Annotated in this window: 14 protein-coding genes and 1 pseudogene; 10 read left to right on the top strand and 5 right to left on the bottom strand. The window is 71.5% G+C overall.

The features are described from left to right. Positions 1 to 16: 16 nt before the first annotated feature. Positions 17 to 718, bottom strand: a complete 702-nt coding sequence (locus ACQ5BE_RS12170) for a FadR/GntR family transcriptional regulator (RefSeq protein ID WP_208711298.1) — start codon at positions 716 to 718, stop codon at positions 17 to 19. 189 nt (positions 719 to 907) lie between these two features. On the opposite strand from ACQ5BE_RS12170, the gene ACQ5BE_RS12165 reads away from it, so the two are divergent. The 5 genes from ACQ5BE_RS12165 (at position 908) to ACQ5BE_RS12145 (ending at position 6,740) form a co-directional block, all read left to right on the top strand. Next, positions 908 to 2,422 carry a four-carbon acid sugar kinase family protein gene (locus ACQ5BE_RS12165; RefSeq protein ID WP_430297263.1) on the top strand — a complete coding sequence of 505 codons (1,515 nt, stop codon included), beginning with the start codon at positions 908 to 910 and terminating at the stop codon, positions 2,420 to 2,422. An 81-nt stretch (positions 2,423 to 2,503) separates the two neighbouring features. Beyond that, positions 2,504 to 3,442, top strand: coding sequence for an NAD(P)-dependent oxidoreductase (locus ACQ5BE_RS12160; RefSeq protein WP_430297262.1), 939 nt, complete (start codon positions 2,504 to 2,506; stop codon positions 3,440 to 3,442). 96 nt (positions 3,443 to 3,538) lie between these two features. Then, entirely contained in the window at positions 3,539 to 5,080 is a 1,542-nt protein-coding gene (locus tag ACQ5BE_RS12155) for a GntP family transporter (RefSeq protein ID WP_430297261.1), read from the top strand. Then, positions 5,080 to 5,916 (top strand): class II fructose-bisphosphate aldolase, encoded by an 837-nt coding sequence (locus tag ACQ5BE_RS12150; RefSeq protein ID WP_430297260.1) that lies wholly within the window; start codon positions 5,080 to 5,082, stop codon positions 5,914 to 5,916. Before ACQ5BE_RS12155 ends, ACQ5BE_RS12150 begins: the two co-directional genes overlap by 1 nt. 62 nt (positions 5,917 to 5,978) lie before the next feature. Next, positions 5,979 to 6,740 carry an SDR family NAD(P)-dependent oxidoreductase gene (locus tag ACQ5BE_RS12145; RefSeq protein ID WP_208711304.1) on the top strand — a complete coding sequence of 254 codons (762 nt, stop codon included), beginning with the start codon at positions 5,979 to 5,981 and terminating at the stop codon, positions 6,738 to 6,740. Positions 6,741 to 6,897: 157 nt separating this feature from the next. On the opposite strand, the gene ACQ5BE_RS12140 is transcribed toward ACQ5BE_RS12145, so the two are convergent. Then, a complete protein-coding gene (locus ACQ5BE_RS12140; RefSeq protein ID WP_430297259.1) occupies positions 6,898 to 7,905 on the bottom strand; it encodes a D-2-hydroxyacid dehydrogenase family protein in 1,008 nt (335 codons plus the stop codon). A 94-nt stretch (positions 7,906 to 7,999) separates the two neighbouring features. Here ACQ5BE_RS12140 and ACQ5BE_RS12135 point away from each other — a divergent pair, with 94 nt between their 5' ends. From ACQ5BE_RS12135 to ACQ5BE_RS12115, 5 genes are read left to right on the top strand one after another with little or no spacing between them, the layout of a single operon-like run. Continuing rightward, positions 8,000 to 8,539 (top strand): histidine kinase, encoded by a 540-nt coding sequence (locus ACQ5BE_RS12135; RefSeq protein WP_430297258.1) that lies wholly within the window; start codon positions 8,000 to 8,002, stop codon positions 8,537 to 8,539. Beyond that, on the top strand, positions 8,539 to 9,330 hold the full coding sequence (locus ACQ5BE_RS12130) for a DUF4097 family beta strand repeat-containing protein (protein ID WP_430297257.1): 792 nt from the start codon (positions 8,539 to 8,541) through the stop codon (positions 9,328 to 9,330). Before ACQ5BE_RS12135 ends, ACQ5BE_RS12130 begins: the two co-directional genes overlap by 1 nt. Positions 9,331 to 9,389: 59 nt before the next feature. Further along, on the top strand, positions 9,390 to 10,223 hold the full coding sequence (locus tag ACQ5BE_RS12125) for an ABC transporter ATP-binding protein (protein ID WP_430297256.1): 834 nt from the start codon (positions 9,390 to 9,392) through the stop codon (positions 10,221 to 10,223). Further along, positions 10,220 to 10,981, top strand: a complete 762-nt coding sequence (locus tag ACQ5BE_RS12120; RefSeq protein WP_344299808.1) for an ABC transporter permease — start codon at positions 10,220 to 10,222, stop codon at positions 10,979 to 10,981. The genes ACQ5BE_RS12125 and ACQ5BE_RS12120 overlap by 4 nt, the downstream gene beginning before the upstream one ends. Before the next feature lie 17 nt (positions 10,982 to 10,998). Continuing rightward, positions 10,999 to 11,682 carry a pentapeptide repeat-containing protein gene (locus ACQ5BE_RS12115; RefSeq protein WP_430297255.1) on the top strand — a complete coding sequence of 228 codons (684 nt, stop codon included), beginning with the start codon at positions 10,999 to 11,001 and terminating at the stop codon, positions 11,680 to 11,682. Positions 11,683 to 11,690: 8 nt separating this feature from the next. Here ACQ5BE_RS12115 and ACQ5BE_RS12110 read toward each other — a convergent pair whose 3' ends face one another. From ACQ5BE_RS12110 to ACQ5BE_RS12100, 3 genes and pseudogenes are all read right to left on the bottom strand, one after another. Next, positions 11,691 to 13,370 carry an MFS transporter gene (locus ACQ5BE_RS12110; protein WP_430297254.1) on the bottom strand — a complete coding sequence of 560 codons (1,680 nt, stop codon included), beginning with the start codon at positions 13,368 to 13,370 and terminating at the stop codon, positions 11,691 to 11,693. 345 nt (positions 13,371 to 13,715) lie between these two features. Beyond that, positions 13,716 to 13,994, bottom strand: coding sequence for an HPr family phosphocarrier protein (locus ACQ5BE_RS12105; protein ID WP_430297253.1), 279 nt, complete (start codon positions 13,992 to 13,994; stop codon positions 13,716 to 13,718). Positions 13,995 to 14,050: 56 nt separating this feature from the next. Continuing rightward, positions 14,051 to 14,250: pseudogene (locus ACQ5BE_RS12100) on the bottom strand (phosphoenolpyruvate--protein phosphotransferase); the annotation flags it as partial.

Raw genomic sequence — 14,250 nt, 5'->3', positions numbered from 1 at the left:
GCCACGGCCTGCGCGCCTACGTCTTCAGGACGTAGGCGCGCAGGTCGTCGAGCGTCTGCTGCATGTGCCGGTCCATCGCCTCGCGCGCGGCGTGGGGGTCCCGGCTGTGGAGCGCGCTCGCCACCCTCTGGTGCATCGCGATCGCGTGCTCCTGGATCTCGGGCACGGCGGACGTCTCGGAGCGCCGCTCGGCGAGGACCCGGCTGAGCGGCTCGAAGAGCACCGCGACGAACGCATTCTCGGACGCGTGGAGGATCACGTCGTGGAACGCGAGGTCTGCATCTACGAAGCGCTCGAGGTCCCCGGCATCGTGGGCGTCGCGCATCTGGCCCACGAAGACGTCCAGCGCCGCCAGGTCGTCCTCCGAGATTCGCGCGGCCGCCAGTTCGCAGGCGCCCGTCTCGAGCATGCGTCGCAGTTCGATGAGCTGGACCGCGGCGTCGTTGCCGTCGGTGCCCTCGCTCGTCGCGCGCAGCACGGCGTGCAGCGAGCTCCAGCGGTTCACCGGGTTGACGAACGTACCCCGGCCCCGCTCGACCCGGAGGATGTTCTGCGCCGTGAGGGTCTTGATCGCCTCGCGCACCGTCATGCGGCTGACCTCGTGGTGCTCGACGAGCTCGAGCTCGCCCGGCACGAGCGCGCCCGGAGCGAACTCGCCGGAGATGATGCGGTCCAGCAGCTCGTCGGCCACCTCGCCGACGAGTGACTTGCGTGCCACCGGCTCCCCTTCCCTGTGCCCTCCGCGTGTGGGTCGGGCTCCGTTCCGCGTCAGTCTACGGAAGCCGCCCTCGCCTTGCGCCGACCTGAGTTGTGTGTCACTCTAATGGGCAGATTAGATGTCTGACATCTTACAGAAGGCGTACGCCGCCCGCCCAGCAAGCTCACCCCAGCACAAGGAAGTGTCGCCATGCTCCTCGAAGCCGAAGCCCTGGCCCCCTACCCCGCCGAGCGCGAGGTCTCCGCTCGCGAGGTCGCGGACGCGGTCGAGCGCTCGGGCCGCGTCCTGGTGGTCCTCGACGACGACCCCACCGGCACGCAGTCCGTCGCAGACCTCCCGGTCCTCACCCGCTGGGACGTCGAGGACTTCCGGTGGGCCTTCGGCTCCCGGATCGGCGGAGCCCGTCCCGCGGCCGTCTACGTCCTGACGAACACGCGCAGCCTGGACCCGGCCGAGGCGGCCGAGCGCAACCGCGAGGTCGTGGCGGCGGCGACCGAGGCTGCCAGGGAGTCCGGCACCGCCCTCGCGTTCGTGAGCCGCAGCGACTCGACCCTCCGCGGCCACTTCCCCCTGGAGACCGACGTCCTCGCCGAGAGCATCGCAGCGCACGGCGGCGCGCCGGTCGACGGCGTCGTGATGGTCCCCGCGTTCCCCGACGCCGGCCGCCTCACCATCGGCGGCGAGCACTTCATGCGCACGACGGCGGCGACCCCCGCCGCGGGCGACGGCACCGACGGCGCGGCCCACCCCGCGCTGACCCCCGTGAGCGAGACGGAGTTCGCGAAGGACGCGACCTTCGGCTTCTCGACCTCCTACCTGCCCGCGTACGTCGAGGAGAAGTCCGGTGGCCGCGTGCGCTCCGACGACGTGATCGTCCTCGACCTCGGAACGATCCGCGCGGGTGCAGGGGCCATCGCCGACGCGATCGCCCCGGCCATCGGCTCGACCCCGATCGTGGCCGACATCGCCGGCGAGAACGACTTCCGTGCCCTCGCCCTCGGCCTCGAGGAGGCGGAGCGCCGGGGCAAGGCGCTCCTCTACCGCGTCGGACCGCCCTTCGTCCGCGGCCGGATCGGCCAGGAGATCCGCGAGCCGCTCACCGCCGAGGAGGTCTACGGCGCCTCGGCCGCCGCCGAGACCGGCGGCGCACGGGAAGACCTCGCCACGGGCGGCCTGATCGTCGTCGGCTCCCACGTGGGCCTCACGACCCGCCAGCTAGAACGGCTGACCGCCCAGCACGCCTCCGCCCGGACGATCGAGATCGACGTCAACCAGCTTCTCGACCCGGAACGGGCGGCAGCCCACATCGAGGCGACGGTCGCCGCCGTCGTGCGCGCCCTCGCGGAGGGCGACGTCATCGTCCACACCTCCCGCACCCTCGTGAAGACCGACGACCCGGCGCGCAGCCTCGAGATTGCGCGCACGGTGAGCGCCGCCGTCGTGAGCGTGGTCAACACCGTGCTCAAGACGACGCCCCCGCGCTTCGTCATCGCCAAGGGCGGCATCACCTCCTCCGACGTGGCCGCGCACGGCCTCGAGATCCGCCGCGCCATCGTGCGCGGGCCCATGCTCCCGGGGATCGTCTCGCTCTGGGAACCGGTGGCCGGGCCAGCCCGCGGCATCCCCTATGTCGTCTTCGCCGGGAACGTCGGCGACGACGAGTCCCTCGCCAAGGTCACCAAGACCCTCAGCGCCACCTTCTGACCCACCGGCGGGTTGAGCGCAGCCGAAACCCGCTCCGCCCCCTCCCCTCTTCCGATCCCCCTCGTTCATAGGAGAACACCCGTGTCCGACACTTCTGCCGCCGCTGCCTCTTCCGCCACGGCCACGTCCACCCAGACGGTCGCCGTCCTCGGCCTCGGCGCCATGGGCCTGCCCATGGCCACGCGCCTGGCCACAGGCCTCACCGTCCACGGCTTCGACATCGCCCAGGCCCGCCTCGACCTCGCCGCCGCCGCGGGCATCGCGACCTTCGCCTCGGCGCGCGAGGCGGTCGAGGGCGCCGGCGCGCTCCTGCTCGCGGTCCGCAACGGCGAGCAGCTGGACGAGGTCCTCTTCGGGGCGAACGGCGTGGCCTCCGCGCTCGCTCCGGGCGCCGTCGTGATCCTCACCAGCACGGTCGGGACCGACGCGATCCCCGGCACCGCCGCGCGCCTGGCCGAGCTCGGCGTCGGCCTCGTCGACGCCCCGCTCTCCGGGGGCCCCGTCCGGGCCGGCGAGGGCGACCTGCTCATCGTCGTCGGTGCGACGCCGTCGGACCTCGAGAAGGCCCGCCCCGTGCTGACGCTCCTCGCCTCGACGCTGACCGTGGTGGGGGACAAGCCCGGCGACGGACAGGCCCTCAAGACCGTCAACCAGCTCCTGTGCGGCGTCCACATCGCCGCCGCCGCCGAGGCCCTCGCCCTCGCGGACGCGCTCGGCCTCGACGCCGCCAAGACCCTCGAGGCGCTCGGCGCCGGGGCCGCAGGCTCGTTCATGCTCTCCAACCGCGGGCCGCGCATGCTGGAGGCCTACTCCGAGGACGGGGCCGAGGTCCTCTCGCGCCTCGACATCTTCGTCAAGGACATGGGCATCGTCGGCAAGGCCGCCCGCTCGGTCGGGCTCGCCGCCCCCGTCGCCGCGGCCGCCGAGCAGCTCTACCTGCTCGGCCAGGCCCAGGGCCTCGCCGCCGCGGACGACTCCGCCGTCATCAAGGTCGTCGCCCCCGCCAAGCGCACCGCCTGACGCCGCGTCCCCGCAGGCCCCCGGCGACGCGGGCCTCACCGCCTCCTGCCCCCTGCCGGCTTCGCGCCCGGCCCACAGTCGAAGGAAACCAGTGAAGTGAACCCCCTGACCATCCTCGGAGCGCGCGCGGCGGTTCCGCTGGCCGACGCCGCGCCGATCAAGCCCGCCGTCGAGCTCGGCACGCCGCTCCTCCTCACGATCGCGGCGCTCGGCGTCGCCGTACTGCTCGTGATGATCATCCGCTTCAAGATCCAGGCATTCGTCGCGCTGCTCACCGTGAGCATCGCGGTCGCCGTGGCTGCGCAGATCCCGCTGACGGACATCTTCACGGTCGTGTCCAACGGCGTCGGCTCGACGATGGGCAAGGTCGCCCTGCTCATCGCCCTCGGCGCCATCCTCGGCCGCATGATCGAGGTCTCCGGCGGCGTCCAGTCCCTCGCGGACCACTTCGTCGAGCGGTTCGGCCCCACGCGCGTCGCCGTCTCGCTCACGCTCGTCGGCTTCCTCGTCGCGATCCCCGTGTTCTTCGAGGTCGGCGCGATCGTCCTCGTCCCGATCGTCTACGCGTTCGCCAAGCTCCTGAACGTGCACCCGATCAAGTTCGGCCTGCCCATGGCCGGCATCATGCTCTCGATCCATGTGGCGGTCCCGCCGCACCCCGGCATCGTGGCCGGCGCGGGCGTCCTCGGGGCGGACATCGGCCTCATCACGATGATCTCCCTGGCGATCTGCGTGCCGCTCGGCTTCCTCTCCTACTGGGTGGCCCGCATCATGAACCGCCGCCCCATGGAGCTCCTGCCCACGGTCAAGGCCCAGCTCGACGAGTACGGCAGCCCGGAGACCGTCCACGCGGGCCACGAGCACCCGCACGGTCACGGCGGCGCCGGGAACAGCGGCTCCGGCCACGGCGGCGTCGCAACCGCTCTCAGGACCCCGGGCGCAGTCATGGCCCCGCCGAAGGCGGGCCTCATCGTCGCCCTCATCGCGGCCCCGATCGTGCAGATCATGCTCGGCACCGTCGGGACCCTCACGCTCCCGAAGAGCAACCCCCTCTACGGCGTCGCCTCGTTCATCGGCAACCCCTTCCTGGCGCTCCTCGTGGCGGTAGGAATCTCGTTCTTCACCCTTGCAGTGCGACGCGGCTGGTCCCTCAAGGAGACCGGCGAGATCTTCGAGCAGTCCCTGCCCCCGATCGCTTCGATCCTCATGATCGTCGCCGCGGGCGGTGTGTTCGGCGAGGTCCTTCGGGTCTCCGGCATCGGCGCCGCGCTGTCCACGACCCTCGACGGCATCGGCCTCCCGATCATCCTTCTGGGCTTCGTCATCTCCCTGGCCCTCCGCGCGGCCCAGGGCTCCGCGACAGTCGCGATCGTCACGACCACGGGCCTCCTGACCGCCGCGATCCAGAACGGCGGGGACACCCCGGCGCAGATCGCCGTCATCGTCATCGCGATCGGCTTCGGCTCCCTCGGCCTCTCCCATGTGACCGACGCCGGCTTCTGGGTCGTGGTGCGCTACTACGGGCTCACGGTCGCCGACGGCCTCAAGACCTGGACGGTCCTGACCACCGTCCTCGGCGTAGCAGGCTTCCTGCTCACGTCCGTCGCGTGGCTCCTCGTCGGCGGGCTCGGGCACTGATGCGCTGTCGTCTCGACGACGTCGTGACGGCCTCGCTCCTCTCGGGCGGGGCCGTCCCGGCGTTCACGTGCTACGACTTCGCCACGGCCACCGCCGTGGTGACGGCCGCTGAGGAGGCGGGGCTCGCCGTCGTGCTCAATGTCGCCCCCAAGACCGCCGCCACCCGCGATGGGCTCCGGCTCATGACTGCGCTCCGGACGCTCGCCGACGGCGCCTCCGTGCCCGTGTGCGTCCAGCTCGACCACGCCTCCGACCCGCGCGTGATCGCCGACGCCGTCGCCGCCGGTGCGGATGCGGTCCTCGCGGACGGCTCGGCGTTCGCCCTCGAGGACAACATCGCATTCGTGCGGCACGTCCGCGACGTGGTCGGGCCGGACGTGGTCCTCGAGGGAGAGCTCGGCGGACTCGCCGGCGACGAGGACAAGGCCTTTGCCCAGGACGCCGCCGGGCTCACCGACCCGGAGGAGGTCCGCGCGTTCGTCGAGCGGTCGGGCGTTCAGCTGCTCGCGGTCGCAATCGGGAACGTGCACGGCCGGTACAGGGGCGAGCCGCAGATCCGCTGGGACGTCCTCGGTCGGATCGCGCAGGAGAGCCCGGTGCCGCTCGTGCTGCACGGCGCCTCGGGGATCTCTGCCGCGGATCTGGCCAGCGCGGCGTCGTTCCGCGTCGGCAAGGTCAACGTCAACACCGAGCTGCGCACCGCGGTGCTCGCCTCCGTCGCGGACGGCGTGGCCGCGCGGCGGGCCGACGGCGAGGACCTCGCCGGACTCCTCGCCGAGTGGGGCACGACGGCGCGCGGCACCGCCGGCGGCATCCTCGCCACCCTGCGGGGCTGAGGGGCGCCGGGCGCTGCGCCCCCACAACGGGCAGGGGCGCACGTTCCCGTAGGCTGTAGCGCATGACGACGGCGCTGATCACCGGGGCGAGCAGCGGCCTGGGGGCCGAATTCGCCCGCCAGCTCGCGGCCGAGGGACACGATCTGGTCCTGGTCGCCCGCCACCGCGAGCGCCTCGAAGCCGCGGCCCGCGGGCTCAGCGCAGAGCACGGGGTGGAGGTCGAGGTCGTGGATGTCGACCTCACGGACCCCGAGGGGCTAGCTTTCGCCGTCGCCCGCGCGAAGGATCCGAGCAGGCCCGTGGGAATCCTCGTCAACAACGCTGGCCACGGGCTCCTGCACGACTTCCAGGACAACACGCTCCTGGACGAGGTGAACCACCTCCGCCTGCACGTCGAGGCCGCGATGAGCCTGTGCCATGCCGCGCTCCCGGGCATGCTGGCGCGCGGCGAGGGCCGCATCATCAACGTCGCGTCCGTTGCCGCGTACCTGCCGCGCGGAACCTATGCCGCGGCGAAGGCCTGGCTCCTGACCTTCAGCCGCTGGGCCAACGTCCACTACCGGCGATCGGGAGTGCACGTCACGGCGCTCTGCCCGGGGCTCACCAGGACGGAGTTCCACAGCCGGATGGGCATGGAGACGCGCTACCTGCCCGCCTGGATCTGGCTGCGCGCCGATCGGGTGGTGCGCGACGGGCTCAGGGACAACCTTGCCGGGAAGGCCGTTTCGGTGCCTTCCGTGTTGTACAAGGCCACGGTTGCGGCCTCGAAGGTCCTGCCCGACCGTCTCCTCGGCGGGCCCGCGCGCCGGGCGCGGCGCACGTAGGTGACCCTTAGAAGGTGACCCCCAGGAGGTGACCCCCAGGAGGTGACCCCCAGGAGGTGACCCCCAGGAGGTGACCCCCAGGAGGTGACCCCCAGGAGGTGACCCCCAGAGGGTGACCCTCAGGAGGTGACCCCCAGACGCGGGAGGGGGACGGAGGTCAGCGGGGAGGGAGCTCCATGACCCGCACCGGCGACCCGGCCGCCCACGCCTCGATGTCCTCCACCGCGTCCCGGTAGAACACCTCGTACTGCTCGCGCGTCACGTACCCGATGTGCGGGGTCAGGACGGTGCGCGGCGCGGTCCGAAGGGGGTGGTCGGCAGGGAGAGGCTCGACCTCGTACACGTCCAGCGCCGCGCAGCCGATCTGCCCCGCACTCAGCGCCTCGACGAGGGCGGACTCGTCGATGATCGGGCCGCGTGAGGTGTTGACGAGGACGGAGTCGGGCTTCATGAGCGCCAGCTCCGCCGCGCCGACGAGGCCGCGCGACCGCTTCGACAGGACCAGGTGCACGGAGAGGATGTCCGAGCCCGCGAACAGCTCGTCCTTCTCCACCCGCCGGACGCCGACTTCGGCCGCCCGCTCCTCAGTGAGGTTCTCGCTCCACGCCACGACCTCCATGCCGAACGCGAGGCCCACCCTCGCCACCCGGCTGCCGAGGTTGCCCAGGCCCAGCACACCGAGCCGTCGCCCCTCGAGCCCGCGTCCCACGGTGGTCTGCCACCCGGCGTCGTGGGTCCACCCCGAGCCTCCGGAGCCGAGCTCCGCGTCGAGCCTCCGGGTCGCGGCGTGGATCAGGGCCCATGTGTGCTCGGCGGCGGGCGCCGGCAGGTAGCCGGTACCGCAGACCGTGATGCCCTTCAGCGGGGTCGTCTTGAGGTCGATGGAGGCGTTGCGCCGCCCGGTCGAGACGATGAGCTTCAGGTTCGGAAGCCGCTCGAGTCGCTCCGCCCGCAGCGGGGTGCGCTCGCGCATGGCCACGACGACGTCGAACGGCTCGAGCGCGGCGACCACGGCGTCGTCGTCGAACCCGAGGTGTTCACGGAAGACGGTGATCTCGTGCCCGGCCACCTCGAGCGGGGACCAGTCGGCGAGCTCGCGGGCCACGCCCTGGTAGTCGTCGAGGATCGCGATGGTGAGCCGTTGCGTCTGCGCGCCGTCAGTCATGCGCCCAGCCTAGACGCCCGAAAGGGCTCGGGGGCGTCTTCGAGAGGGCCGATCTGCCCTTGTGGTGACGCCATAATGGCGTCACAATGGTGTCATGAATATCGACGTGCACCTCCTGACGCTGAGCCGGCACCTCGCCGACGCTGCGGCGCTTGGCGGGGACGAGATGGTTGAGCTGGCCGAACGGCTCGCGCTGCCGCTGCAGGCAGCCGCCCGCCTCGTCCTCCAAGACGCGCTCTCCGAGGCAATGCAGGAGGTCACGCTCGATCTGGCCCCGGGCGCAGCCGAGCTGCGCCTCCGGGGGAGGGAGATCGACTTCGTCGTCACGCACCCCACGGGATCCCCCGCGGCGGCTGACCGCAGCGACGTCACGACGGTGCCGTCTGGCGCCATGGACGACGCCGCGTCGGAGCCTCCCAGCGAGGCCGGCACCGCCCGCATCAGCTTCCGTCCGCCCGACTGGCTGAAGGCGCAGATCGAGGAGGCGGCGGAACGGGAGGGGCTCTCCGTCAACGCGTTCCTCGTCCGCACGCTCACCGCCGCCCTCCGGCCCACCCTCCAGAAGCCCGTCCAGGCCGACCCGGGCGCGCCTGAGGGCCGCAGCGGCTCCCGGCTCGAGGGGTGGGTGTACTGATGGAGCAGTTCGAGACGCAGCAGCCGGTGCGCGCGCTCATCGAGCTGAGCCTCGGCGACGTCATCGTGCACGCATCCGAGCAGAACACCGCAACCGTCGAGGTGGCTCCAGTGCACGCCGGGCGCAAGGCGGACAAGGAAGCCGCCGAGGCGACCGCTGTCGACTTCTGGGAAGGCCGGCTCGAGGTCCTCGCGCCGAAGGTCCGCGGCTTGGGCTTCCTCGGGCGCCCGGGGGCCGTGGTGGTGACCGTCAAGCTCCCCGCGGGCTCGGACCTGGAGGCCTCGACGGCCTTCGGCGACATCATCGCCACAGGAGCCCTTGCACGGGCCAAGGCCAAGACCCATGCAGGGGACGTCAGGGTCGAGGACGGCGTCTCACTCGAACTGGAGACCTCGGCGGGCGACGTCGAGGTGGGCCGCGTGCGCGAGGAGGCCTCGCTCGTCTCGTCCACGGGCGGAGTGCGCGTCGAGGACGTGACCGGCGCGCTGCGCGTCAAGTGCACGACCGGGGAAGTGTCCCTGGGGCGCGTCGCCGGGGCGGCAGAGGTCACGTGCCCCTACGGCTCCATCCGCGTCCGCGAGGCCGTCTCGGGCAGCCTCTCCATCACGTCCACCTATTCCGACCTCGTGGTCGGGATCGCTGTGGGCACCACAGCCAAGGTCGATGTCTCCACCAGCCACGGCCGCATACGCAACGAACTCAGCCGCTCGGCGTCGCCCCCCGCTGCCGCCGAGCGTCTCGAGCTCACCGCCCGTACGAGCTATGGGTCGGTGACCATCCGGCGGGCCTGAAGCGCGCCGAGAACACGGCAGTTCCTGCAGAACGACGTACTTCGGAAAGGAGTACTGTCATGCCCACAACCCACCCGCCAGCCGAGCCTGCCATCCACGTGGCCGGTCTGGAGAAGTCCTACAAGGAGGTGGAGGTGCTGCGCGGCGTCGACTTCGACGTTGCGCGCGGGAGCATCTTCGCCCTCCTCGGCTCCAACGGCGCCGGCAAGACGACGGTCGTGAACATCCTCTCGACGCTCCTGGCGGCCGACGCCGGTGCTGCCGCCGTCAACGGCTGGGACGTCGCCGCCCACGCGTCGGACGTGCGCGCCTCCATCAGCCTGACGGGACAGTTCGCGGCCGTCGACGAGGTCCTCACCGGACGCGAGAACCTCGTGCTGGTCGCGCGGCTCCGGCACCTCGCGGACCCCGGCCGCGTTGCGGACGGCCTGCTCGAGCGCTTCTCGCTCATCGAGGCCGGGTCGCGCAAGGTGTCCACGTACTCAGGCGGCATGCGCCGCCGGCTCGACATCGCGATGAGCCTGATCGGCAATCCGCCGGTCATCTTCCTCGACGAGCCGACCACCGGCCTCGACCCCGAAGCGCGCCTCGAGGTGTGGCAGGCCGTCAGGGAGCTTGCCGCGAACGGCACCACGGTGCTGCTCACCACGCAGTACCTCGACGAGGCGGAACAGCTTGCTGACCGGATCGCGATCCTGCACCACGGCCGGATCCTCGTGGACGGCACGCTCGCCGAGCTCAAGCAGCTCCTCCCGCCCGCCCGGGTCGAATACGTGGAGAAGCAGCCCACCCTCGAGGACGTCTTCCTCGCACTCGTGGGCGGCCAGACCGCCGGGGAGCACCAGGGGAAACCAGTCGGCAAGGCCCATGACCAGACCAAGGAACTCCGATGACAACGCACTTCCTCGGCGACACCGCCGTCCTGACCGGGCGTTCCCTTCGCCACATCGCCCGCAGCCTGGACACCATCATCACGACCGCCCTCATGCCGATCGCCTTCATGCTGCTGTTCGTCTACGTGTTCGGCGGTGCGATCAACTCGGGCTCCGACTCGTACGTGGGATACCTCCTGCCCGGCATCCTGCTGATCACGATCGCCTCCGGCATCTCCTATACCGCCTACCGGCTGTTCCTGGACACGAAGGGAGGCATCTTCGCCCGGTTCCAGTCCATGCCCATTGCGCGCTCAGCCGTGCTGTGGGCGCACGTGCTCACCTCACTCGTCGCGAACCTGATCTCGGTCGTGGTGGTGGTGCTCGTCGCGCTCCTCATGGGCTTCCGCTCCGGGGCGGGAGTGCTCGAATGGCTCGCGGTCGCAGGGATACTGGTGCTGTTCACGCTCGCGCTGACGTGGATCGCCGTCATCCCGGGCCTGACCGCCAAGTCGGTGGACGGCGCGAGCGCCTTCTCCTATCCGCTCATCATCCTGCCGTTCATCAGCTCGGCGTTCGTCCCGACCGCGACCATGCCGGGCCCGGTGCGGGCATTCGCCGAGCACCAGCCGGTGACGTCGATCGTCAACGCGATCCGCGACCTGCTCGCCCAGGAGCCGGTCGGCGCCGACCTCTGGACCGCGCTCGCCTGGTGCACCGGCATCCTCGTCGTGGCGTACGGCTTCGCGATGGTCGCGTACCGCCGCAGGATGTCCTAGGCGGCTAGGCTCGTCGCATGGCCCGCCAGTCCCGCCCCGCCCCCTCGTCCGGTGACCAGTCCGCTCCGCGCCTCGATCCCCTCCGCCTCGACGGCCTCGACACGGGGTTCGCGGGCGACATCGAGCCCGGTGGGCGCACCGAGGGCCTCGCCTTCGAGGGCACGGACCTCGCCGGCCTGGCCCTCGAGGGCACGACCTTCGCCGAATGCTCCTTCCGGGACGTCGCAGCGCACGACGCCGACCTCCGCTCGGCTTCGTTCCTCGACTGCCGCCTCGAGCGGCTCGGGGCGCCCCGTCTCGCCGCCCCGCGGTCGCGCTGGCGCGGCGTCGAGGTCGAGGCTTCGCGCATCGGCTCCGCGGAGCTGTACGACGGCGAGCTCCGCGGCGTCGTGCTCCGGGGCTGCAAGCTGGGCTACGTGAACCTGCGCGGTGCGAGCCTGCAGGACGTCCTGTTCGCCGACTGCGCGATCGACGAGCTGGACCTGGGCGGTGCCACGGCGACGCGGGTCTCGCTGCAGGGCAGCACCGTGGAGAGCCTCGACGTCACGCAGGCCTCGCTCACGGACGTGGACGTGCGCGGAGCCCGCCTCCACCGGGTTGCCGGGGTCGACGGGCTCCGTGGCGCCATCCTGAGCAGCATGCAGGCCGTGGAGCTCGCAGAGCTCATGGCCGCGCAGCTCGGGATCGACGTGCGGGACTGATCAGCGCGTCAGCCCTGGTGGGCCGCAGCGGGCTGGGGCACCCTGGGCACCGGCCCCGAGATCGGGCCTGAGGCGACGGGTGCCTCGCCGGAGACCTGCGCCTCGAGCGCCGTGGCCTCCAGGTCCACGCCGGCCTCCTCGGCTGCCTCGACGGCGGCCGGGTGGTCGAGCGGAAGCTGCAGCGCCACGCCGTCGTCCGCCACCGCCACCGGCACCTCGGTGAGCGGCATGTGCTCGAGGTCGATGTGCGGGTCCTGGTCCTGATGGGCGACGACGTCGCGCGCCTCGGCCTCGGTGTCGACGCTCGGGAGCGAGCCGGGCAGGGGACGCTGGGCGGACTCGCGCAGGAACCAGATCGCCACGGCGCCGACCACGGAGGTCGCCATGAGGTAGTAGGCGGGCATCATGTCGTTGCCCGTGGCCTGGATGAGCGCGTCGATGATGAACGGCGTGGTGCCGCCGAAGATCGCGACCGCGAAGTTGTACGCGATGCCCATCGCGCCGTAGCGGCTTGCGGTCGGGAACTGCGCGGGCAGCGCGGAGGCGAGGTTCGCCACGTAGAACGTCACGGGGAACGCGACGAGCGCGAGGCCGATCAGGGTGGTGACGACCGTGCCGACGCCGATGAGCAGGAAGGCCGGGATGGACAGGACGATCGTGCTCGCGGCACCGATCCACAGGACCGGGCGGCGGCCGATCCGGTCGGAGAGCTTGCCCGTGAGCGGGATGCAGAGGCTCATGACCACGAGGACCGGGATCGTCAGGATCGTGCCGTGCAGCTCGTCGTAGCCCTTCGAGGTGGTCAGGTACGTCGGCATGTAGGACGTGAGCGCGTAGCCGACCGTGTTTGCGGCGGCGACGAGGACCATGGCCACGAGGATCTGGCGCCAGTAGCTGCGCACAATCGCGAGGGGGCCCTTGGTCGCGATCTCGTCGTGGGTCGCCAGCTCGTGCGCCATCTGCTGCTGGGCCTCGAGCGAGGCCTTGAACGCGGGGCTCTCCTCGATGCGGAGGCGGAACCAGATCGCGATCGCCCCGAGAGGGCCGGCGATCAGGAAGGGGATGCGCCAGCCGTAGGCCTCCATGGCCTCCTGGCCGAGGGTCAGCTGGAGCACGGACACGACCGCGGCGCCGAGCGCGAAGCCGAGGTAGGAGCCCATGTCGAGGAAGCTCGCGAGGAAGCCGCGGCGCCTGTCCGCGGCGTACTCGCTCACGAAGGTCGTCGCGCCGGCGTACTCGCCGCCGGTCGAGAAGCCCTGGACGAGCTTGACGACGACCAGCAGGATCGCCGCCCAGACGCCGATCTGGGCGTAGCCGGGCAGGAGGCCGAGGGCGAAGGTGGAGGCGGCCATGATGATCAGGGTCATCGCGAGCACGCGCTGGCGGCCCATCTTGTCCCCGAGCCAGCCGAAGAACACGCCGCCGGCCGGGCGTGCGATGAAGGTCGCGGCGAACGTTCCGAGGAGGAACAGCGTCTGGACGGTTCGGTCAGCCTCGGGGAGGAAGACGGGGCCCATGGTGGTGATGAGGTATCCGAAGACGCCCACGTCGAACCACTCCATGGTGTTCCCGACGATGGTCCCCCCGATGGCCCTCTTGAGCATCGGCTGGTCCACCACATTGACGTCGTCGACTCTCAGCCGGCGCTTTCGGAAGACGACCCGCTGGGGCCGTTCGTGTGCGGTCATCTGACTGTGGTCTCGTGACATGACCATCAAGTCTACTAGGCGGAGATCCGATCTGAGAGCTCCGCATCGGTTAACGCTATGGCGGGCGTCACGCCGCCGCTGGTGCTCGGCGAGAGCTTCGGCGCGGCTCGAGCCCGGCGACCGGCCCCGGCATGCCCGCCATCGCGCCGATCCGGCCGTGCACGACGCCGCGTGGCCGGCGCAGGCGCGCTGCCCGCCGCGGCGGTTCCTCGTTGCGTCCGGTTGTTATCGATTCGTGACCTTTAGGGGTCCATTCGCGCCGGATACAGCGCGGCGCCCGCCGGCCCCGGAAGGGGGCTGACGGGCGCCGGGGATCGGCCCGCGCTACTCCGCGTCGTGGTCCGTCTCGAGGACGGTGACGAGCTTGTCGAGCGCCTCGTCGGCGCCCGGGCCCTCCGCACGCAGGACGACCTTCTCGCCGTACTCGGCGCCGAGGCTCATGAGGGAGAGGATGCTCGAGGCGTCCATGGCCTCGTCGACCGGGTCGCCGACCTTCGCGATCGTGACGTCGAGGCCGACATCGCCGGCCGCCTCGGCGAAGATGGCCGCGGGGCGGGCGTGGAGGCCCACGCGGGAGCCGATCGTTGCGGTGCGTTCTGCCATGGAGTGCTCCTTGTCGTTGGGAGGGTCGTGGCGGGTCCGCCACAGACTACCGGTCTTCAGAGGCCGAGGGTGGTGAGGATGGGGAGGTGGTTGCGGGTGGTGTCGCGGGCGTGTTGGGCGGTGGGGGCTGCGAGGGCGAGGGTGGCGAGGTGCTGGGCTTGGGGGAGGGTGATGGTGGCCAGGACCTTGTTCACGGCGGGCAGGGCGCGGGGGGTCATGGAGAGGGTGGTGACGCCGAGGCCGACGAGGACGGCGG

Source organism: Sinomonas sp. B1-1, assembly GCF_050474465.1.
In the GTDB taxonomy this organism is placed as follows: domain Bacteria; phylum Actinomycetota; class Actinomycetes; order Actinomycetales; family Micrococcaceae; genus Sinomonas; species Sinomonas flava.
The sequence above is the reverse complement of the archived record's forward strand: the minus strand, read 5'-3'. Positions and strand labels throughout refer to the sequence as shown.